This window comes from Cupriavidus necator A5-1 (genome assembly GCF_000744095.1).
In the GTDB taxonomy this organism is placed as follows: Bacteria; Pseudomonadota; Gammaproteobacteria; order Burkholderiales; family Burkholderiaceae; genus Cupriavidus; species Cupriavidus necator_A.
On the sequence record NZ_JQLI01000001.1, the window covers coordinates 3,158,944 to 3,181,396 of the forward strand.

General features: G+C 70.5%; 14 protein-coding genes. 10 read left to right on the forward strand and 4 right to left on the reverse strand.

Features of this window, described 5'->3' with window-relative positions; all coding sequences use genetic code 11:
• Positions 1 to 19: 19 nt before the first annotated feature.
• The 7 genes from treS (at position 20) to treY (ending at position 17,884) form a co-directional block, all read left to right on the forward strand.
• Positions 20 to 3,376, forward strand: coding sequence for a maltose alpha-D-glucosyltransferase (treS, locus tag K307_RS14090; RefSeq protein ID WP_042879004.1), 3,357 nt, complete (start codon positions 20 to 22; stop codon positions 3,374 to 3,376).
• Positions 3,373 to 5,637, forward strand: a complete 2,265-nt coding sequence (gene glgB, locus K307_RS14095; RefSeq protein WP_042879006.1) for a 1,4-alpha-glucan branching protein GlgB — start codon at positions 3,373 to 3,375, stop codon at positions 5,635 to 5,637. The genes treS and glgB overlap by 4 nt, the downstream gene beginning before the upstream one ends.
• Positions 5,638 to 5,648: 11 nt before the next feature.
• Entirely contained in the window at positions 5,649 to 7,889 is a 2,241-nt protein-coding gene (glgX, locus tag K307_RS14100) for a glycogen debranching protein GlgX (protein WP_042879007.1), read from the forward strand.
• Positions 7,886 to 10,156, forward strand: coding sequence for a 4-alpha-glucanotransferase (gene malQ, locus K307_RS14105; protein WP_042879009.1), 2,271 nt, complete (start codon positions 7,886 to 7,888; stop codon positions 10,154 to 10,156). The genes glgX and malQ overlap by 4 nt, the downstream gene beginning before the upstream one ends.
• Positions 10,157 to 10,298: 142 nt before the next feature.
• On the forward strand, positions 10,299 to 12,833 hold the full coding sequence (locus tag K307_RS14110) for a glycogen/starch/alpha-glucan phosphorylase (RefSeq protein WP_042879011.1): 2,535 nt from the start codon (positions 10,299 to 10,301) through the stop codon (positions 12,831 to 12,833).
• Positions 12,834 to 13,145: 312 nt separating this feature from the next.
• Positions 13,146 to 15,128 carry a malto-oligosyltrehalose trehalohydrolase gene (gene treZ / locus K307_RS14115; protein WP_042879012.1) on the forward strand — a complete coding sequence of 661 codons (1,983 nt, stop codon included), beginning with the start codon at positions 13,146 to 13,148 and terminating at the stop codon, positions 15,126 to 15,128.
• Positions 15,125 to 17,884, forward strand: coding sequence for a malto-oligosyltrehalose synthase (gene treY, locus K307_RS14120; protein WP_419187121.1), 2,760 nt, complete (start codon positions 15,125 to 15,127; stop codon positions 17,882 to 17,884). The genes treZ and treY overlap by 4 nt, the downstream gene beginning before the upstream one ends.
• On the opposite strand, the gene K307_RS14125 is transcribed toward treY, so the two are convergent.
• On the reverse strand, positions 17,829 to 18,497 hold the full coding sequence (locus K307_RS14125; RefSeq protein WP_042879014.1) for a hypothetical protein: 669 nt from the start codon (positions 18,495 to 18,497) through the stop codon (positions 17,829 to 17,831). The two genes, treY and K307_RS14125, sit on opposite strands and share 56 nt — an antisense overlap.
• Positions 18,498 to 19,071: 574 nt before the next feature.
• Here K307_RS14125 and K307_RS14130 point away from each other — a divergent pair.
• From K307_RS14130 to K307_RS14140, 3 genes are read left to right on the forward strand one after another with little or no spacing between them, the layout of a single operon-like run.
• On the forward strand, positions 19,072 to 19,443 hold the full coding sequence (locus K307_RS14130) for a BON domain-containing protein (protein ID WP_042879017.1): 372 nt from the start codon (positions 19,072 to 19,074) through the stop codon (positions 19,441 to 19,443).
• A gap of 48 nt (positions 19,444 to 19,491) precedes the next feature.
• Positions 19,492 to 19,722 carry a hypothetical protein gene (locus K307_RS14135; RefSeq protein ID WP_042879019.1) on the forward strand — a complete coding sequence of 77 codons (231 nt, stop codon included), beginning with the start codon at positions 19,492 to 19,494 and terminating at the stop codon, positions 19,720 to 19,722.
• A gap of 30 nt (positions 19,723 to 19,752) precedes the next feature.
• Positions 19,753 to 20,154, forward strand: a complete 402-nt coding sequence (locus K307_RS14140; RefSeq protein WP_042879020.1) for a hypothetical protein — start codon at positions 19,753 to 19,755, stop codon at positions 20,152 to 20,154.
• A gap of 111 nt (positions 20,155 to 20,265) precedes the next feature.
• Here the strand turns inward: K307_RS14140 and K307_RS14145 are convergent, their stop codons facing one another.
• From K307_RS14145 to K307_RS14155, 3 genes are all read right to left on the reverse strand, one after another.
• Positions 20,266 to 21,024: a BON domain-containing protein gene (locus tag K307_RS14145; RefSeq protein ID WP_051974880.1), complete on the reverse strand. Its 759-nt coding sequence runs from the start codon at positions 21,022 to 21,024 to the stop codon at positions 20,266 to 20,268.
• Positions 21,021 to 21,920, reverse strand: a complete 900-nt coding sequence (locus tag K307_RS14150; protein ID WP_419187153.1) for an endonuclease/exonuclease/phosphatase family protein — start codon at positions 21,918 to 21,920, stop codon at positions 21,021 to 21,023. The genes K307_RS14145 and K307_RS14150 overlap by 4 nt, the downstream gene beginning before the upstream one ends.
• Positions 21,921 to 22,075: 155 nt before the next feature.
• Positions 22,076 to 22,429 (reverse strand): hypothetical protein, encoded by a 354-nt coding sequence (locus K307_RS14155; RefSeq protein WP_042879022.1) that lies wholly within the window; start codon positions 22,427 to 22,429, stop codon positions 22,076 to 22,078.
• Between the last annotated feature and the right edge of the window lie 24 nt (positions 22,430 to 22,453).

The following is a 22,453-nucleotide window of genomic DNA, read 5'->3' on the forward strand; positions in this document are numbered from 1 at the left end:
GGCATACGTGGAGACACGGATGAAACGCCTCACCGAAACCGGCAGTGCCGCCCTGCTCAACGCCGACCCGCTCTGGTACAAGGATGCCGTCATCTACCAGCTCCACATCAAGTCCTTCTATGACGCCAACGGCGACGGCGTGGGCGACTTTGCCGGCCTGCTGGCCAAGCTCGACTACCTGGTCAACCTGGGCGTGGACACGGTCTGGCTGCTGCCGTTCTACCCGTCGCCGCGCCGCGACGACGGCTACGATATCGCCGACTACCGCAACGTCCACCCCGACTACGGCACGCTGTCCGACGCGCGCCGCTTTATCGCCGCGGCGCATGCGCGCGGGCTGCGCGTGATCACCGAGCTGGTGATCAACCACACCTCCGACCAGCATCCGTGGTTCCAGCGCGCGCGCAACGCCAAGCCCGGCTCGGCGGCGCGGCGCTACTACGTGTGGTCGGACCATGACCAGGCCTACGCCGGCACCCGCATCATCTTCTGCGACACCGAGAAGTCCAACTGGAGCTGGGACCCGGTGGCGGGCGCCTACTTCTGGCACCGCTTCTACTCGCACCAGCCGGACCTGAACTTCGACAACCCGCAGGTGCTCAACGAGGTGCTGTCGGTGATGCGCTACTGGCTCGACATGGGTGTCGACGGGCTGCGCCTGGACGCGGTGCCCTACCTGGTCGAGCGCGAAGGCACCAGCAACGAGAACCTGCCCGAGACCCATGCTGTCATCCGCCATATCCGCGCCCACCTGGACGCGCGCTTTCCCGGCCGCATGCTGCTGGCAGAAGCCAATATGTGGCCGGAGGACGCGCAGCAGTACTTCGGCCTGACCGGCCCCGAGCCGGAAGGCGACGAATGCCACATGGCCTTCCACTTCCCGCTGATGCCGCGCATGTACATGGCGATCGCGCGCGAAGACCGCTTCCCGATCACCGACATCATGCGCCAGACGCCGGAGGTGCCGCCCAACTGCCAGTGGGCCATCTTCCTGCGCAACCATGACGAACTGACGCTCGAGATGGTGACCAGCAGCGAGCGCGACTACCTGTGGGAGGTCTACGCCACCGACCGGCGCGCGCGCATCAACCTGGGCATCCGCCGCCGCCTGGCGCCGCTGATGGAGCGCGACCGCCGCCGCATCGAGCTGATGAACAGCCTGCTGTTCTCGATGCCGGGCACGCCGGTGATCTACTACGGCGACGAGATCGGCATGGGCGACAACATCCACCTGGGCGACCGCGACGGCGTGCGCACCCCGATGCAGTGGTCGCCCGACCGCAACGGCGGCTTCTCGCACGCCGACCCCGAGCGGCTGGTGCTGCCGCCGCTGCAGGGCCCGCTGTACGGCTACGAGGCCGTCAACGTCGAGGCGCAGGCGCGCGACCCGCATTCGCTGCTGAACTGGATGCGGCGCATGCTGGCGCTGCGGCGCAAGCACCGCGCCTTCGGCCGCGGCACGCTGCGCTTCCTGTTCCCCGGCAACCGCAAGATCCTGGCCTACCTGCGCGAGTACGACGACGAGCACATCCTGTGCGTGGCCAACCTGTCGCGCGCGCCGCAGGCCGTGGAGCTGGACCTGTCCGCCTTCAACAGCCGCGTGCCGGTTGAGATGATGGGGGCCACGCCCTTTCCCGCGATCGGCACGCTCACTTACCTGCTGACGCTGCCGCCCTATGGCTTCTACTGGTTCGTGCTCAGCGACGAGGCGCAGCCGCCGTCGTGGCACGTGGAGGCGCCCGAACAGATGCCAGACCAGATCACCCTCGTAATGCAGAACGTCGCCCGCCCGGAGCTGACGGACGCCTCGCGCCGCATCCTGGCCACCGAAGTGCTGCCGCACTACATCAGCCGGCGCCGCTGGTTCGGGTCCAAGCATGAGCGCATCGAGCGCGTCGGCATGGCCTATGTGCTGCCGTTCACGCGCGGCGCCAGTGGTGAAGACGTCTACCTCGGCGAGGTCGAGGTGGTGCTGTCCGGACGCACCGAACGCTACCAGCTGCCGGTGGGCATCCTGTGGGACCGCGAAAGCGCAGACAGCGTGTCGCAGCTGGCGCACGGGCTGTCGATGGCGCGCGTGCGCCAGGGCAGCCGCGTGGGGCTGGCCACCGACGGCTTCGTGGTCGAACCCTTTGCGCGCGAGGTGGTGCGCGCGCTGCGCAACGGCGCGGAAATGCGCGCCGGGCAGGACACCATCCGCTTCCTGGCCGAACCGGGCCTGGCCGCGCTGGAGCTGGAGCACGACCCGATCGAATGGATGTCGGCCGAGCAGTCCAACAGCTCGCTGTCGTACAACAACACAGCCGTGCTCAAGCTGGTGCGCCGGCTCTCCGGCGGCATCCATCCCGAAGCCGAGATGACGCGCTACCTGACCGCGCAGGGCTATGCCCACGCCGCCTCGCTGCTGGGCGAGGTGGTGCGCACCGGCGCCGACGGCGTGCCGCACACGCTGATGCTGCTGCAGGGCTATATCCTCAACCAGGGCAACGGCTGGGACTGGACCCTGGACTACCTCGGCCGCGCCATCGACGACGCGCTGCCGGCGCAGGAAAGCGAGGACGAGTTCGCCGAGGCCATGAACGGCTACGCGGCGCTGGCCGGCACGCTCGGGCGCCGCCTGGCCGAGCTGCATGAAGTACTGGCGCGGCCTACCGACGACGACGCCTTCACGCCGCAGCCCGCCAGCAACGAGGATGCGCACGCCTGGGCCGAGCAGGCCATGAAGGCGCTGCAGCGCGCGCTGGCGTTGCTGGAAAAGCGCGCCGCCAGCATGCAGGGTTCGGAACAGCAGTCATTCGAAGCTGACGTGCAGGCGCTCGCGGCCGCGCGCGACGTCCTGCCGGCGCTGGTCGAGCAACTCGCCGCCACGGCGCCGGGCAGCCTGCAGACGCGCATCCACGGCGACTTCCACCTCGGCCAGGTGCTGATCGCGCAGAACGACACTTACCTGGTCGACTTCGAGGGCGAGCCCGGCCTGCCGCTGGACTGGCGGCGCCGCAAGGCCTCGCCGCTGCGCGACGTCGCCGGGCTGTTGCGTTCGCTCGATTACGCCGCGGCTACGGTGGGCACCGATCGCCAGGAGCGCACGCATACCGAGCTGCCCCCGCAGCTGGCCGAGCGCCGCGCCGTGCTGCTGGAGCGCTTCCGCAGCACCGCCAACGAAGCCTTCCTGAGCAGCTACCAGCAGCATATGGAAGCGTCGCCCGCGCCGTGGGTGGCGTCCGACCAGTTGCAGCCGCTGCTGGACCTGTTCCTGCTCGAGCGCGCAGCCTATGAGGTCGACTACGAAGCCGCCAACCGCGTCGCCTGGATCGACCTGCCGGTCAGCGGCCTGGCGCGCCTGGTGCGCAAGCTGGTGCCGGGAGGCCAGCCATGAGCCCCCCGACCACAAGCACCCGCGGCGCGGGCATGCTGCCGGGGCATGAACTCGACGCCCTGCTCGGCGCGCGCCACCATGACCCGTTTGCCGTACTGGGTCCGCATCCCGATGGCGACGGCACGCTGGTGCGCGCCTGCCTGCCGGGCGCGGTCTCGGTGCAGCTGGCCGATGCCAACGGCACGCCACTGGCACCGATGGAGCCGCTGCACGGCGGCGGCGTCTTTGCCGGGTGCCTGCCCGCGCGCGAGCGCCAAGCCCACGCCACCGACTACCGGCTGCGAGTGCAATGGCCCGACGGCTCCGAGCAGTGCGCCGCCGACCCCTATGCCTTCGGCCTGCTGCTGGGCGAACTGGACCTGCACCTGATCGCCGAGGGCCGGCACTTCAAGCTCGGCGAGTGCCTGGGCGCGCAATGGGAGAGCGTGGACGGCGTCGACGGGGTGCGCTTCGCGGTGTGGGCGCCGAATGCGCGGCGTGTGTCGGTGATCGGGGATTTCAACGGCTGGCATCCGGCGCGGCACCCGATGCGGCTGCGCCATCCCAGCGGCATCTGGGAGTTGTTCGTGCCGGCGGCGCTGGGCGCCGGGCCGGGCTGCCGCTACAAGTACGACCTGCTCGACCCGCACGGCACCGAGCTGCCCGACAAGGCCGATCCGCTCGCGCTCGCCACCGAGCCGCCGCCTGAGACCGCTTCCGTGGTGACCGCGCCCGGCAAGAGTGCGCCGCCCTTCGACTGGCACGATGCCGACTGGATGGCGCGCCGCGACGCCGCCAACCCCTACGCATCGCCGATGTCGGTCTACGAGGTCCACGCCCTGTCATGGCTGCGCGCGGCCAACGACACGCAACGCGGCTGGGAGGTCCTGGCCGAGCGGCTGGTGCCATACGTGCAGGAGCTGGGCTTCACCCATATCGAACTGCTGCCGATCACCGAGCATCCGTTCGGCGGCTCGTGGGGCTACCAGCCGCTGTCGCTGTATGCGCCCACCGCGCGGCTTGGCCCGCCGCAGGCCTTCGCCGCCTTTGTCGACCGCTGCCACCAGGCCGGCATCGGCGTGATCCTGGACTGGGTGCCGGCGCACTTCCCCACCGATCCGCACGGGCTGGCGCGCTTCGACGGCACCGCGTTGTACGAGCACATGGACCCGCGCGAAGGCTTCCACCAGGACTGGAACACGCTGATCTACAACCTTGGCCGCAACGAGGTGCGCGGCTTCCTGCTGGCCGGCGCGCTGCACTGGCTGGAGCACTTCCACGCCGACGGCCTGCGCGTGGACGCGGTGGCTTCCATGCTCTACCGCGACTACAGCCGCGAGCCCGGCCAGTGGGTCCCCAACCGTTTCGGCGGCCGCGAAAACCTGGAAGCCGTCGACTTCGTGCGCGAACTGAACACTGTGGTCCACGAACGCTGCCCGGGCGCGTTGACCATCGCCGAAGAATCCACCGCGTGGCCCGGCGTCACCGCCAGCATCGCCAGCGGCGGGCTGGGCTTCGACTTCAAGTGGAACATGGGCTGGATGCACGACACGTTGCGCTACCTGGGACACGAGCCGGTCCACCGCGCGTGGCACCACCAGGACATGACCTTCGGGCTGGTCTACGCCTGGTCCGAAGCCTTCGTGCTGCCGCTGTCGCATGACGAGGTGGTGCACGGCAAGGGTTCGATGATCGGCAAGGTGCCTGGCGACGACTGGCAGCGCTTTGCCGGTCTGCGCGCCTACTACGGCTTTATGTGGACCCACCCCGGCAAGAAGCTGCTGTTCATGGGCGGCGAGCTGGCCCAGTGGCAGGAATGGAACCACGACGCCGAGCTGGACTGGGCGCTGCTCGACCACCCCATGCACCGCGGTATGCACACGCTGGTGCGCGACCTGAACCGGCTCTACCGCGAGCTGCCGGCGCTGCATGCGCTGGATCACAGTCCGGAAGGCTTCCAGTGGGTCGTCGGCGACGACAACCACAACAGCGTCTTTGCCTGGCTGCGGCGCGCCGCGCCGGGCAGCCGCGAGGTGGTGCTGGTGGTGGCCAACATGACGCCGCTGCCGCGCTACGGCTACCGCCTCGGCGTGCCCTTTGCCGGCCCCTGGCAGGAATGCCTGAACACCGACGCCGAGTGCTACGGCGGCAGCAATGTCGGCAACGGCGGCACGGTGACGGCAGTGGACGTGCCCTCGCACGGCCAACCGGCCTCGCTGGCGCTGACGCTGCCGCCGCTGGCCACGCTGGTGCTGCGGCTTGACCAGGTTGAGGGTGCATAAGGCGCAACGACATGCCCCGACCGTTCGCAGACCGGCTGATGCCGGGCAAGCCATACCCACTGGGGGCCCACTGGGACGGGCTGGGGGTCAACTTCGCGGTGTTCTCGGCGCATGCTGCGCGCATCGACCTGTGCCTGTTCTCTGAGAGCGGCCGTAAGGAACTGACGCGGATGCCGCTGCCGGAATGCACCGACGAAATCTGGCACGGCTACCTGCCCAACGCATCGCTCGGCACGCTGTACGGCTACCGCGCGCACGGGCCCTACGATCCCGCGCACGGGCACCGCTTCAACCCGCACAAGCTGCTGCTGGACCCGTACGCGCGCCAGCTGAGCGGCCCGGTGCGCTGGGCCGATGTGCTGTTCGGCTACCGCCTGCAGAGCACGCGCGGCGACCTGACGCCGGACCGCCGCGACAGCGCCCAGAGCATGCCCAAGGCGGTGGTGATCGATGAGAGCTTCCACTGGGGCGACGACCGCCCGCCCGCGGTGCCGTGGCCATCCACCGTCATCTACGAAGCCCACCTGCGCGGCCTGTCGATGCTGCGCGACGACCTGTTGCCCAACCTGCGCGGCTCCTTCGCCTCGCTGTGCGACCCGCGCTTTATCGACCACCTGGTGCAGATGGGCATCACCACCGTCGAGCTGCTGCCGGTGCACGCCATCCTGCAGGACCGCTTCCTGCTGGAGCGCGGGCTGCGCAACTACTGGGGCTACAACACCATGGCGTTCTTCGCGCCGGAGCCGGCCTACCTGGGCACCGGGCAGCTGCAGGAATGCAAGGTGGCGATGCGGCGCCTGCATGCCGCCGGTATTGAAGTGATCCTGGACGTGGTCTACAACCACACCTGCGAGGGCAACGAAATGGGGCCGACGGTATCGTGGCGCGGCCTGGACAACGCCAGCTACTACCGCCTGATGCCGGGCGACGAGCGCCACTACATCAACGACACCGGCTGCGGCAACACGCTCAACCTGTCGCACCCGCGCGTGCTGCAGATGGTGATGGACTCGCTGCGCTACTGGGTGGAGTGCTACCACGTCGACGGCTTCCGCTTCGACCTGGGCAGCACGCTCGGGCGCGAGGGCAACGGCTTCGACCAGGGCTCGGGCTTCTTCGATGCGCTGATGCAGGACCCGGTGCTGAGCCGCGTCAAGCTGATCTCGGAACCGTGGGACCTGGGACCCGGCGGCTACCAGCTCGGCAACCACCCGCCCGGCTTTGCCGAATGGAACGACAAGTTCCGCGACGTGGTGCGCCGCTTCTGGCGCGGCGATGCCGGCAAGCGCGGCGAGCTGGCCGCGCGGCTGGCGGCCTCGGCCGACCTGTTCGACCGGCGCCACCGGCGCCCATGGGCCAGCGTTAACTTCATCACCGCGCACGACGGCTTCACGCTCGCCGACCTGGTCAGCTACAGCACCAAGCACAACGAGGCCAACGGCGAGGACAACCGCGACGGCACCGACGACAACGCCAGCGCCAACTGGAGCCCGGACGGCAGCGTCGAAGGCCCCACCGACGACCCTGAGATCCTGGAGCGCCGCAGCCGCGTGGCGCAGGCGCTGATGGCCACGCTGCTGCTCGCGCAGGGCACGCCGATGCTGACCGCCGGTGACGAATGGGGCCGCAGCCAGCAGGGCAACAACAACGCCTACTGCCAGGACAACGAGATTTCGTGGATCGACTGGAAGCAGGCCCAGACGCCCGGCGCGCAGCCGCTGCAGCACATGGTGCGCCGCCTGCTCGCGCTGCGCCGGCGGCTGCACGCCCTCACCGGTGACCGCTTCGCCCACGGGCGCCAGGAACCGGCGCGCGGCATCGCCGACATTGCCTGGTTCGATACCGACGGCAAGCCGCCCACCCCCGAGGAATGGGCCGATCCTGAGATCCGCACGCTGGCGCTGCGCCGGGCGGCCGCGCCGCCGCAACCGGAGCGCCCGCAGCTGGGATCGCTGCCGGAAGAGGAAGAGGACGAGGACGATGCGCGCACCGTGCAGGTGACGCTGCTGCTGCTCAACGCCGGCGAGGCCGAGGCGTCGTTCCTGCTGTCTGGCCCCAAGCTGGCCTGGACCCTGCTCTTCGACAGCAGTCGGCCCGAAGCCACCGAGTCCGAGCTTGCCGGCGAAGCGGTGGGCGAGAGCCAGGCGGTGCCGGGCCATTCGCTGGTGCTGCTGGCCGCCCCGGCCCGCAGCCGCGAGAACCCGCACCAGGAAAGCCCGCCGCTGGGCGCGCCGCAGGAGACACAGGAATGACCCGACGACGTACGCACCGCAGTGCCGCGCCGGCCGCCACGCCTCTGCAGAAGCTGGCGCTGTGCGCGGGCCTGCTGCCGCAGTGGACGGATGCCTGGAACCAGCCACAGACCGTCTCCGACGACGCCCTGCGGCGCGTGCTCAGCGGCCTCGGCCTGCCGTGCGCCACCGCCGGCCAGTGCGAGGCTTCGCGCGCGTGGCTGGCCGCCGACGATGCCGTCCATGCGTTGCCGCCGCTCATCACCGCCGAGCGCGGCAGGCCGGTGGCCGTGCCGTGGCCGCACACGCTGCCGCAGCGCGCCTACCGGCTGACGCTCGAAGACGGCGCCATCGTCACCGGCACCGCGGTGCGCGGCGACGATGACAGCGCGCGCGGCAACCACGGCACCATGCTGCTGCCGGCCATCGACGTATGCGGCTACCACCGCCTGGAACTGGGCGGCGCGCAGACCGTGCTGGCGGTGGCGCCGCCGCGCTGCTACGGCGTGGCCGATGCCCTGCGCCATGCCGGACGCGCCGGCGCCGACCCGCGCGCGCGGCCCTGGGGCCTGGCGGTGCAGCTTTACAGCCTGCGCCGCGGCGCGCCCTGCGGCATGGGCGACCTGAGTGCGCTGGCGCAGTGCTGCGTGAGCGCGGCCGGCGCGCACGCCGATGCCGTGGCGATCAACCCGCTGCACGCGGGCTTTGCCGCGCTGCCCGAGCGCTACAGCCCGTATGCGCCGTCCAGCCGGCTGTTCCTGAACCCGCTCTATGCCGACCCGGCCGTGCTGTTCGGCCAGGCCGCGCTGGACGCCGCCATCGCCGCGCTGGGCGCGGGCGAGGCGCTGGCCGCGCTGGAGGCGCGCACCGAGATCGACTGGATCGCGCTGACGCCGCTGCGCTACGCCGTCCTGCAGTGGCTGTGGCAGCGCCGCGAGACGCTGCTGCCGCGCGCGGCGCTGGACGACTGCGCCGCCTTCCGCGCACGCGGCGGCACCGCGCTGCACGCGCACGCCTGCTACGAGGCGATCCAGGCCCAGCGCCTGGCCGACAGCGCCAACGGCCTGAACCACAACGCCGCGCCGGACTGGCGCTGCTGGCCGGTGACGCTGCGCTCCCCCACCGATGCCGCGGTGTCCGGCTTTGCGCAGGCCCATGCCGACGACGTGGCCTACCACGCCTTCCTGCAGTGGATCGCCGGCGACGGGATGGCGCGCGCGCAACGCGCCGCGCGCGATGCCGGCATGGCCATCGGCATCGTCTCCGACCTGGCGGTGGGCGCCGACCCTGGCGGCAGCCAGGCCTGGACACGCCAGCAGGAAATCCTGGCGGGCGTGCATGCGGGCGCGCCGCCGGACGTGTACAACCCGCTGGGACAGGACTGGGGCGTGGCGGTGTTCTCGCCGCGCGGGTTGCGCCAGCATGGCTTTGCCGCCTTCCTGGAAATGCTGCGTGCCAACCTGGCCCATGCCGGCGGGCTGCGCATCGACCATGTGCTGGGGCTGGCGCGCATGTGGCTGGTACCGGGCGGCGCCCCGGCCAGCGACGGTGCCTACCTGCGCTATCCGCTGGACGACCTGCTGCGGCTGGTGGCGCTGGAGTCGTGGCGGCACCGCGCCATCATCATCGGCGAGAACCTCGGCACGGTACCGCCGGAGCTGAATGCGGCGCTGTCGGCGCGCGGCGTGCTGGGGATCGACGTGCTGTGGTTCCAGCGCGAGGATGATAGTGGGGACAGTGAGGACAGTGCACCGGCCGATACCGGCGACGAAGCCCGCAAGCCTGACGACGCCGTCCCGGCCTTCCTGCCACCCGCCCAGTGGCCGGCAGAAGCCATTGCCACCACCTCCACGCACGACCTGCCCACGGTAGCCGGCTGGTGGGCCGGCCGCGACCTGGACTGGCGCGAGCGGCTGCAACTGCTGGCGCCCGGCGAAACCATCGAACAGGCCCACGCCGGCCGCGCGCGCGAACGCAGCGCGCTGTGGCAGGCGCTGTGCGACGCCGGCCTGTGCCGCGGCCCTGAGCCAGGCCCGGCCCATGCGCCGCTCGACGCGGTGCTGGCGTGGCTGGGCACGGCGCGCACCGCGCTGCGCGTGGTGCCGCTGGAAGACCTGCTGGGCGAGGCCGAGCAGCCCAACCTGCCTGGCACCACCAGTGTCCATCCCAACTGGCAACGGCGCCTGGATGCCGACGTGCGTGCGCTGGCCGACACGCCCGAGGTGCGTGCCCGCGCCGAAGCCGTGCGCGGTGGCCGCCACGGCGCGCGGCCCCCGCCGCGCCGCTAGCCCCTCAGCGCACCCCTCAGCGCGCCGCCAGCCGTACATGTGGCGGCTGCCAGACCTTGTGGCAGTGCCGTAGCCAATTCCCGCGTTGCGACATTGCCTGATCCGCTAAGCTTGACGCACCAACATGCGCAGGAGCCTCGCCATGAAGGACGCCCTCCGGCCCGAGCATGCCGACGACACCCGTACCGCCCTGTCCGGCGCCAGCCTGCGCCGCGCTTTCCTGGACCACGTGTTCCATACCCAGGGCAAGCTGCCCGGCCACGCCAGCGAGAACGACCTCTACCAGGCCGCGGCGCATACCGTGCGCGACCGCCTGGTGCAGCGCTGGATCAGCACCGCCGAAGCCTACCTGGGCCAGCCCTCGCGCACTGTCGCCTACCTGTCCGCCGAATTCCTGATGGGCCCGCACCTGGGCAACAACCTGATCAACCTGGGTATCTACGACGAGGTGCGCGAGGCCATGGCCGCGGCCGGGCTGGACCTCGACAGTATCCTGGCGCAGGAGGTCGAGCCGGGGCTCGGCAACGGCGGCCTGGGCCGGCTGGCAGCGTGCTTCATGGATTCGCTGGCGACGCTGGAAATCCCCGCGCTCGGCTACGGCATCCGATACGAATACGGCATCTTCCAGCAGACCATCATGGACGGCATGCAGGTGGAGAAGACCGATACCTGGCTGCGCAACGGCAACCCGTGGGAGATCCAGCGCTCCGAATGGGCGGTGCAGGTGCGTCTGGGCGGCCACACCGAGCACTACACCGACGATCGCGGCCACTACCGCGTGCGCTGGGTGCCGGCCAAGACCGTGGTGGGCGTGCCGTTCGACTCGCCGATCCTGGGCTACCGCGTCAACACAGTGAACACGCTGCGGCTGTGGCGCGCCGACGCCACCGAGGCGTTCGACTTCCACACCTTCAACCGCGGCGACTACCTGGGCGCGGTCAGCAAGAAGGTCACCTCCGAGAACCTGACCAAGGTCCTCTACCCCAACGACGAAACCAGCCAGGGCAAGGAGCTGCGGCTGGAGCAGCAGTACTTCTTCGTCGCCTGTTCGCTGCAGGACATGCTGCGGCTGCTGGCCGTCGATGGCATCCCGGTGACGCGCTTCCACGAGAAGTTCGCGGTGCAGCTGAATGACACCCACCCCGCCGTGGGCATTGCCGAGCTGATGCGGCTGCTGGTCGACGACCACGACCTGCCCTGGAACGATGCCTGGCACATCACGCAACATGCCTTTGCCTACACCAACCACACGCTGCTGCCCGAGGCGCTGGAGCAGTGGCCGCTACCGCTGTTTGGGCGGGTGCTGCCGCGCCACCTGGAGATCATCCTCGAGATCAACGCGCGCTTTCTCGACGAGGTGCGGATCCGCTTCTACGGCGACGAATCGCGCCTGGCGCGGCTGTCGCTGATCGATGAGCACGGCGAGCGCCATGTGCGCATGGCCAACCTGGCGTGCGTGGGCAGCCACGCCATCAACGGCGTGGCCGAGTTGCACTCGCGGCTGATGCGCGAGGACGTGCTCAAGGATTTCTACGCGATGTGGCCGGAGAAGTTCACCAGCATCACCAACGGCGTCACGCCACGGCGCTGGCTGGCGCTGTCCAACCCGCGGATGACGCGGCTGGTGTCGGATGCGATCGGCGATGGCTGGGTCTCCGACCTGGACCGGCTCCGCGCGCTCGAACCCTACGCGGACGATGCCGGCTTCCGCGAGCAATGGCAGGCCGCGCGGCACGCCAACAAGGTGGACCTGGCGCAGCTGCTCCGCGACACCACCGGCGTGGTGGTGGACCCATCCTCGATGTTCGACGTGATGGTCAAGCGCATTCACGAGTACAAGCGCCAGCACTTGGCGGTGCTGCACGTGATCGCGCTGTACCACCGCATCAAGTCCGACCCCAACGCCGAGATCCAGCCGCGCACCTTCCTGTTCGGCGGCAAGGCGGCGCCGGGCTACGTGTACGCCAAGCTGATGATCCGCTTCATCACCTCGGTGGCGGACGTGATCAACCGCGACCCGCAGGTGCGCGACCGGCTCAAGGTGGTGTTCCTGCCCAACTTCAACGTCACCTACGGGCAGCGCATCTACCCGGCGGCGGACCTGTCCGAGCAGATCTCGCTGGCGGGCAAGGAAGCCTCCGGCACCGGCAACATGAAATTCGCGATGAATGGCGTGCTCAATATCGGCACCATGGACGGCGCCAATATCGAGCTGCGCGAGGCCGTCGGGCACGACAACTTCTTCCCGTTCGGCCTGACCGCGCCCGAGGTCTATGCGCTGCGCGCCAGCGGCTACGATCCCGCGGCCTACTATCACAGCAATCCACAGCTGCGCGCGGTGATCGACCTGATCCAGCAGGGCTTCTTCTCGCGCGGCGACCCGACGCTGTTCCGCCCGCTGTTCGACCCGCAGTTGCAGCATGATCCCTACCTGCTGCTGGCCGACTTCGCCTCGTATATCGAATGCCAGCAGTTCGTATCGGATGTGTTTGCCGATCCGCAGCGCTGGCAGCGCATGTCGGTGCTGTCGTGCGCACGCTCGGGCAGGTTTTCCTCGGACCGGGCGATCCGCGAGTATTGCGAGCGCATCTGGAAGGTCGAACCGGTGCCGGTGCGGCTGCTGCACAGCGCCAGCGGCACGCCCGGCGACGTGGAAGCGGGCGCGCGAGCGGCATGACCATGCGGCGGCGCAGCGAACGTGCGCTGGCGCATGTGCGGGTGGCTCGCGTAGTTTCTACAATCGCCCATGTAACAACGCCTGCAGCGTACCCGCGCCCTGCCCGCATGCCGCGCCGCAATGCGCCGTTCTGCTGGCATGGAGTTCGCATTGCGCAAGGGCCGGCCGGTCCGACGGCGCAAGCCGCGGCCGTGTTCCGGCACGCCTTGCGCGGCAGGATCCGCCGCATCACCGCATAGAAGCTGCGACACCCCAAACGCCACGAAGCGCCACGCCGCGCCCACGGTGGGCCTCTGAAGGCAGGAGCCGAATTTGAACGCGAACCCGTTTCTTCTCGCCCCCGGCGCCAGGTCCGCCCTGCCCAGCCTGGCGCCGCTCGAGTGCTTTGCGGCGCCTTCGGCGCAAGCCTTTTCCTCCAACGACGATCACGCACAAGACTACCTGTTCGGGCCCGCATGGCTGCGCGACGGCCGCGTGCGCTTTCGCCTGTGGGCGCCGGATGCCGCCGAGCAAGGCCAGGCGGTGCGGCTGGAGATCGCTGGCCTGGGGCCGGTGCATATGGCGAGCGGGCCCAACGGCTGGTACGAGGCGATCGTGCCGTGCTGCGAAGGGGCGCGCTACTGGTTCCGGCTCGATGACGGCACCACCGTGCCCGACCCGGCCTCGCGCTGGCAGGCCGAAGACGTGCACGGCCCCAGCATCGTGCCCGCCCGCGACGCCGCCGGCGCCTTTGCATGGACCTGCCCCGACTGGCGCGGGCGCCCCTGGCATGAGGCCATCGTCTACGAGCTGCACGTCGGCCTGTGCGGCGGCTACGCCGGCGCCGCGCGGCAACTGCCGCGGGTGGCGGCGCTGGGCTTCACTGCGGTCGAGCTGATGCCGCTGGCGGAATTCCCCGGCGCGCGCAACTGGGGCTATGACGGCGTGCTTCCGTTCGCGCCCGAGTCCAGCTATGGCACGCCCGACGAGCTGCGCGCGCTGGTGGACCAGGCCCACCAGCTCGGCATGATGGTGCTGCTGGACGTGGTCTACAACCACTTCGGCCCGGAGGGCAACTACCTGCACTGCTATGCCAGCGCGTTTTTCCGCGCGGACCGGCAGACCCCGTGGGGACCGGCCATCGACTTCCGCCGGCCGCAGGTGCGGCGCTTCTTCACCGAGAACGCGCGCTACTGGCTGGAGCAGTTCCGCTTCGACGGGCTGCGCCTGGACGCCGTCCACGCCATCGAGGACGAAGGCTGGCTGGCGGCGCTGCCCGGTGAGCTGCGCACCGTGCTGGCCCAGGGCGACGGCGCCAACCGTCATATCCACCTGGTCCTGGAGAACGACAACAACGACGCAGGGCTGCTGGCCACGGGCTTCGACGCGCAGTGGAACGACGATGCCCACCATGCGCTGCACGTGCTGCTGACCGGCGAGGACGACGGCTACTATCGCGATTACAGTGGCGATGCCGGCGCTATTTCCGGCGATAGCGCCGGCGGCGAGCGCGGCCAGCCCGCGCTGCGCCACCTGGCGCGCGTGCTGGCCGAAGGCTTTGCCTACCAGGGCGAGCGCTCGCTGCACCGCTCCGCCGAGAGCGCGCAGGTGTGCCGCGGGCAGCCCAGCGCGCACCTGCCGCCGACCGCCTTTGTCAGCTTCCTGCAGAACCACGACCAGACCGGCAACCGCGCGTTCGGCGAACGGCTGGCCGCGCTGGCGGAGCGCCAGGCGCTGCGTGCGGCGGTGGCGCTGCAGCTGCTGTGCCCGCAGGTGCCGTTGGTGTTCATGGGCGAAGAGACCGGCTCGCAACGGCCCTTCCTCTACTTCACCAGCCATCCGCCCGAACTGGCGCGCGCCGTGCGCGACGGGCGGCGGCGCGAGTTCGCCGCCAGCACGGCGTTCCACGACGAGGCGAGCGCCGCCACCATCCCTGATCCCAACGATCCGGCCACCTTCGAAGCGTCGCGCCCGGAGCTGGAGGACGACGGCGACTGGACCCCGTACTACCAGGAGCTGCTGTCGATCCGCCGGCGCGAGCTGCTGCACCGGCTGGCCGGCTGCCAGAGCGCCGGCGTCGATCTCCTGGGCCCGGCCGCGCTGTGCGCGCGCTGGCGGCTGACGGACGGCATGGAGCTGAGCCTGTGGCTGAACCTGGGCAGCGAAGCGGTGCCATGCACGCGCCCGTGCCGCGACCAGAGCACCGCGCTGCATGAGAGCGCACCCGGCGCCGCCGCGGAACTGTCCGCCGGCATGCTGCCGCCGCTGGCCTGCGTCGCCACCATGTGCGAGCCCGCCCCGGCGCGAGCGCGATGATGCCGGCCACGGCGGCGGACCCCGCAGACCGGGCCGCCGCGCACAACGGCCCCAGCGCCCTGCCGCGCGCCACCGCCCGGGTGCAGCTGCACCCGGGCTTCACCTTTGCCGATGCCGCCGGCGTGGTCGACTACTACGCCGCGCTGGGCGTGAGCCACCTGTACCTGTCGCCGGTGTGCAGCGCACGCCCCGGCTCCACCCACGGCTACGACGTCACCGACTTCACCAGCGTGCGCCCCGAACTGGGTGGCGAGCCCGGCCTGAAGATGCTGGCGGGCCGAGCGCGTGCGGCCGGCCTGGGACTGATCCTCGACATCGTGCCCAACCACATGGCCGCCGACGTCACCCACAACGGCTGGTGGCGCGACGTGCTGGCCCACGGGCGCGACAGCCGCTATGCCGGCTGTTTCGATATCGACTGGACCCCGCGCGACCCCGCGCTGCACGGCAAGGTGCTGCTGCCGATGCTGGGCCAGTCGTACTGGGACACGCTAGTGGCCGGCGAACTGCAATGGGTGCCGGCCAGCGGCGACGTCGCCGCGCACCTGCGCTATTTCGACCACGCGCTGCCGCTGGCGCCGGACAGTGCCGATGCCGAAGCCGGCGAGCCCGGCTGGTACGACACCACGCATGCAGAGGGCCGCGCCCGGATGCACGCGCTGCTGGAACGCCAGCACTACCGGCTCGCCTGGTGGCGCAGCGCCGCCGCGGCGCTGAACTGGCGCCGCTTCTTCGAGATTAGCGACCTCATCGGCGTGCGCGAAGAAGACCCGCAGGTCTTCGACATGGTCCATGCGCTGGTCTTCCGGCTGCTGCGCGAAGGCTGGATCGACGGCGTGCGCGTGGACCATGTCGACGGCTTGGCCGATCCGGCCGGCTACTGCCGCCGGATGCGCGAGGAACTGGACCGCCAAGCCGCCGCGCGCCCGCCGCTGCTGCGGCTCGATCGCCCCTGGCTGGTGGTCGAGAAAATCCTCGGCCCGCGCGAACGGCTGGCGCCGGACTGGCAGGTCGACGGCACCACCGGCTATGACTTCATGGACGATGTCGGCGCAGTGCTGCACGACGGGGAAGGTGAGGCGCCGCTAGGGGCACTATGGGCGCTGGTCAGCGGCGACGCGCGCCCCTTTGCCGCGCATGTCGCCGAGGCGCGACGCCAGGTGCTCGACCGGCACCTGGTGACCGAGTACGAGGGCGCGGCCGCGCACCTGCACGAATGCGCCAGGCAGGAACCCGGCACGCGCGACCTGACGCGCGCCGCGCTGCGGCGCGCGCTGGCGGCGCTGATGGCGGCGGTGCCGGTCTACCGCAGCTACTTCGACGCGCAGCCCTCGGCCCGCGACGCCGCGGCGGCGCAGGCCGATGAAGCGATGCTTGAAGACGCGCTGCAGACTGCGCGCACCGGCCTCGCGCCCGACGAAGTGGTGGCGCTGGCCTTTATCGCCGGCTGCCTGCGCACCGTGGCCGCCCCCGACAGCGAAACCGGGGCGCTGCGCCGCCGCCTGCAGCAGCTGATGCCGGCACTTGCGGCCAAGGCCGGCGAGGACACCGCCTTCTATCGCTACGGCCGGCTGCTGTCGCGCAATGAAGTGGGCAGCGATCCGGGCCAGCTGGCGATGCCGCCGGCGCAGTTCCATGCGCGCATGGCGGCGCGGCGGCTGGCATGCCCGCACGCGATGCTGGCCACCGCCACCCACGACCACAAGCGCGGCGAAGACGCGCGCATGCGCCTGGCGGTGCTGAGCGAGCTACCTGGCGCCTGGGCCGACGCCGTCACCGCCTGGGAGCGCGAATGCGCACCGCTGCTGGCCACGCTGCCGCTGGCGCCGGACCCCGGCGACCGGCTGATGCTGTACCAGGCGCTGCTCGGCGCCTGGCCGATGGAAGACACCGGCCCCCGCGCGGACAGCGCCCCCGACGCCCCCCCCCACACACTGCTCGCGCGCATCTCCGCGTGGCAGCTGAAGGCCATCCGCGAAGCCAAGCGCCATGGCAACTGGACCTGTCCCGATGCGGAATACGAAGCGGCCTGCGAGACCTTCCTGCGCGGCATCGCGGCCGGCTGGCCGCAGGGCGTGCTGGCGCATATCGGGCAGTTCGTGGCGCGCATCGCCACGGCCGGCGCGCTCAACAGCCTGGCGCAGGTGCTGCTGCAGCTGACCGCGCCGGGCATACCCGACCGCTACCAGGGCTGCGAAGGCTGGGATCTGAGCCTGGTCGACCCCGACAACCGGCACCAGCCAGACTTTGCGCGCCTGCAGTCGCGCCTGGGCTGCGCCGCAGGCTGGGCGCACTGGCTCGCGCACTGGCGCGACGGCCGCATCAAGCAGCAGCTGGTGCGCCACGTACTGGCGGTACGGCGTGCGCATCCGGACCTCTTTGGCGACGGGCAGTACAGCATGCTGGCGGCGCATGGCGCGCTGGTGCCGCAAGTGCTCGCCTTTGCCCGCACCGCGGGCTCGCGCCAGGCGATCACGGTGGTGACGCGGCTGGCGGCCGCGCGCGTCGATCCCGCCGTGCCGCGCATCCCGCCGGCCTGCTGGGGCGACACCACGCTCAACGTGGGCGCGCCGCAGCCGAGCCGCTGGACCGATGCGCTGACCGGGCATGTGGTGGACGCGCCCGCGGGCCGGCTGCGGCTGCGCGACGTGCTCGGCGGCCTGCCGGTGGCGTTGCTGCTGCGGGAACCTGACGCTCAGCTCAGGATTGCCCCGGCACCACCGTTTGGCCAGCCTGGTGCCAGACAATCGGCGTAAGCGGGCGATGGGGCGGCCGATGGGGCGCCGCGTGGTGGCTGTCCGGCATGCCCGGCCCATGCGGGGCGGCATACGGATCCGGCGGCTCGGTCGGCTCGCGCGCTGCCTGGCTGGGCGAGGCAGCGCGCTCCTGCGGCAGGTAGGGGCGGATCACCACCGCCACATAATCGTCTTCCTTCGGCGTGACCACGATGTACGCGAGGCCCGACATCACCAGGCCGACCTCGCCCAGTTCGGTCGCGATGCGCGCCACGATGAAGCGCTGCAGCAGCAGCGGATTGACGCTGTCGTCGATGGCAAGCGCAGCCGTGCAGATGGTAAGGAAGCAGCGCTCGACCTCGCGGCACACCACCACCACTTCATCGATGGCATAGCCCGAGCGGCTGGCGCGCACCAGCACCGACACGCCCGAGCTGGGCGCGGCTTTGTGCCAGCCGGGCTTGACCTTGAAGCTGGGCAGGCTCAGGCCGGAACCGGTGTCCTGCGCGACGGTATTGAAGCGCTGGGCAAAGTCGGATGGGGTGATGGCAAGCAACTGGCGCTCGACGGGCGCCGAAGATACCGAGACCGATGAGGCCAGGACGATAGTCGACAGGATGCTGGCGAAATTCATGGCTACCTCGCAACAGATGAGCCGCTCCCCCCGGCCGGCTGCGCTGATGGGCCCGGCTGCACGCGGCAAACGGGGTGCCGCCGCGGCATGGGGGCCGGCGTTGCGGGCTGTGCTCGCCGGCACATGACGCACGCCAGTTTTGGCCAGCATTTCCTTCACTATAGACAGGACGGCACGCAAGCACACGACGGCACGCAAGCGTTGCGCCAGCGCTGCCTTTGACGCGGGCGCCAGCGCAGGGAGGCGTCTGCACGGCGGCACATGCAGTTTCTGCAGCGGCTGTAAAAACTACGGCGCCAACAGTCTTTCCAGCCACTACCGGCGTGGCAGGCCTAAGCTGAGAACAGGCGTCGCGACGCCACGAGAGGCGTGCGGGGTTGTGCCGCATCGGGCCCCGGCGCGTCGTCCCCGCGCAGGCGGGGACCCAGTGACTTCCGGACTCCGGCTTTCCCAACGTGCGGCCATGGCAGGGAAGGCTCGCCAGCGCCGCATTGCGGCGGGAACGGAGCTTGCAGGTCAAAGCCAGATGCGGACAGGAACCGCCTTGCCCGCCGCCGAAAACAGGAGGATCGTCATGACATCCCGTCTACGCTTGCACGGCGCCCGCCTGACGCTGCCGCTCGCGGTGCTGGCGATGGCCGCCTCCCAGGCCATCCCGGCCGCCCCGACCGATGCCCCGCCCGCGCCGTCGTCCACCGGCCGCACGGCCGCGCCGCGCGACACTGAAGCCGCCAGCGACCGCGCCATTACCACCGAAGTGCGCGCGCGCCTGGCCAATGCGCGCACGCTGGATCCGGCCAAGATCCGCGTCTCGACCACCGATGGCGTAGTCAGGCTGGAAGGCACCGTGCGCGACGACAAGCAGCGCACCATGGCCATGGATCTGGCGCGCTCGGTGCGCGGCGTGACCGCCGTGTCCGACGAACTGCGTGCCGGCACCGACTAGCGCACCGATACGCCTATCTGCGATTGCTTTCACACCGAGGGAGACGCCATGACCACCCACCGCCAGCCCGACCACGACACCACCCGGCGCCGCACCGAGCCCCGCGATCCGCACAAGGGCGGACCGGACACCGAGCATGAACGGGGCAAGCCCGGGCGCGACCGCCGCCACGATGTCGAGCGCGAGCATGACATCCCCGACGAAAACGGCGAGCCGCCTTCCGTCAAGCGCCGCGGCGGCAACCCCGAGGAAAGCGAACCGCCGGTGGAGAACACCTGACGTCGCCGGCGCCAATGCACAGGAGAGACCATGAGCAAGACCATCCGTACCGGCGCACGCCACGGTGACCGCGTGGGCGGCACTCCCGCCATGCGGCACAGTGCGCCGCACGCCGCGGCCGCGGGCAAGCGCTCGCGCGACCAAACCGCGTCGCGCGCCGCGCGTGCCGAGGCCGGCAATATCCCGAGTACGCTGGATCCGGACCTCGACCAGGAGACCGACGATATCGAGGACGAAATCGTCCAGCGCGAGGAGGAAGCGCACACCCCGACGGAAGACGAGTCCCCCGAGGAAGAGATCGCCGATGAAGTCGTGCGCGCCGCTGAAGGGCTGCCCGCCGACATGCCGGTCGACAAGGCCGACCGCACCGACGACCGCGATGAGCAGCCGCCACACCCGCCGCGCACCGGCGAAGGCAAGGGCAGGTCCTGAGCGGTTGGAATGCCGGTTGGAAGGCCGGTTTGGAGGCCGGTCGGAAGGTCCCTGGAAGTCCCTGGAAATGCGACAGGCGGCGGTCCCGCGTTGGCGGGGCCGCCGCCGTTGTCATTCCGAGGCGAGCATGCCGTAGTGCCGCACCCGGATATGGTTGATGACGTCCTTCACGCCGAACACGCGCTCGGCGAGTTCCTCGATCTCGTACTTGGAGCGGCGGTCGAGGGCGTGGCCTTCCAGCGTCACCACGCCGTCCTGCACGCGCACCGAGACTTCGCTCACATCCAGTTCGTCGTGTCGCGCCAGCCGGTTGCAGACTTCGTCGTGGACCCGGTCATCGTCGCGGCGATAGTTCTTCGGGCCGGCGCCACGCTGCCAGCGCGGCTGCGGCGTGTCCCAGTCGCCCGGCACATAGCCGCCGTATTCATCGTATTGGCGGTATCCACCGTACTCGCCGCGGGGCGGCCCCTCGGGCCAGCCGCGCCGGTCCTGCGCGCCCGCATAGCGGCCGTAACCCGCGCCACGCGGTGCCATCCCTTCGCGCCGCCTTGACCATTCGTCCTCGAACTGTTCATCGCGCGGGGCGCCGGCGGCATGACGCGGCTCGTACGGCCGGCGCCATTCCTCCTCGACATAGTACCCATACCAGCCCTCTTCGCCGCGCCCGGCTTCGCGGGTCTCGTCGCGCGGCAGGCGCTCCGCGGTATTGCCATAGCGGCCCGCGGTGAGGTCGCGCTGGCGGCGGTTGCGTGCCTGCGCCGGGATGCCGCTGTAGCCCTGGTCGTTGCCGCCGTACTGGTGGTCGGGACGCCGGCGCAGGTAGTCGTCGTCGCCGCGCCTGCGCGGATAGTCGTCATCGCTGTGTCTCATGGGGTAGCTCCTCGGTTGGCTTCGGTTGTCCGGGAAGGATGCAATGCGGTGTCCTGCGCGGTCGGTTGCGGCTGCGCCGGCACCTCGAAGCAAGCCAGCAGCGGCAGGTGGTCCGACGCCACGCGCGCCAGCGGGCTGCGGTGGCTGGCCACGGATACCAGGTGGGCGCGCGGCGACACCCAGATGCGGTCCAGCGCGAACACCGGCATGCGCGACGGGAATGTCGCGGTGTGCGGCGTATGCTCGAAATACGCGTGCAGCCATCGCAGCGGGCGGCCCCACAAGAACCACTCGTTGACATCGCCCAGCAGGATGGTCGGCAATGGCGGCGCGGTGGCGATGTAGTTCAGCAACTGCTGCACCTGGTGGCGGCGCTCGCCCGGGCGCAGACCCAGGTGGGTAGCGATCACGCGCAGTTCGCTGGCGTGGCCCAACGCGGTGCAGGCCAGCGTCACGTCGATGGCGCCGCGTGGTTCGCAGCCCTTTACCGTCAGGTCGATCTGGTTGGCCGCCTGCGGCGCGAAACGGGTCAGCAGCGCATTACCGTAATCGGCATTGCCGCGCACGCGTGTAAAACCTGACACCACATGCATGCCGGTATGGCCGGCCAGGTATTCCAGCGTGTGGTCGTTGCTGCTGCCGGATTCGACTTCCTGCAGCGCGACGATATCGGCGCGGAGTTCCTCCAGCACCGCGGCGATGCGGTCCGGGCGGTAGCGGCGGTCCGTGCCCACGGCACGGTGGATGTTGTAGCTGACGACCGTCATGCGCGTGAGGTCCTCCGCGCGCAACGGCCCGCACTGTGCGGCGGTGGCCGCGGCGCTGGTGGCCGGGGGCGCGCCGTCCAGGTCACGCTGCTGGGCAGGATTTACAAGGGGCGGTAAGTCCGGGTGCATTCGCATTGGCCGTGCCTTCCCTGCGTGAAGTCTGCGAGACGTCTGCCAAACGTCTGCGTCCAGCCGGTCCGTCAAGGAAAGGGGATGCCGGTCCTGCGCGCTGATCGCGCGGGACCGGTGTGGCTGGCATCAATGGCCGGGGACAGTTGTGTCGATCAGCCGCCGCCGTCCAGGAACTGGTTACGCCGGCCGAGCGGACGGCCAAGGTCGGGGCTGCCCCAGCGCGTGCTGTCCATAGACGGGTCCGGGGTGCGCTGCATCGTCGCGCCAGGCATGCCAGGCTGAGCCGGCACGGTCGACGGCTGGGCCTCCGGCGCCGGTGCCAGGTCCTGCCGCGTAGGGGCGTTGGCGCCTTGCGAGTACGGGTCGAACTTCTCGGTGCTGCGTGCGCCTTGCGAATACGGATCATAGGTCCCGCGCGGCGTACCCGGCGATTGCGCCATGGCGGGGAGCGCGGCGGCCGCAAGGGCCACCGCGGCGAGAATGCGGCTGGGTCGGATATGCTTCATGGTTACCTCCGTTCAGGGGCGCGA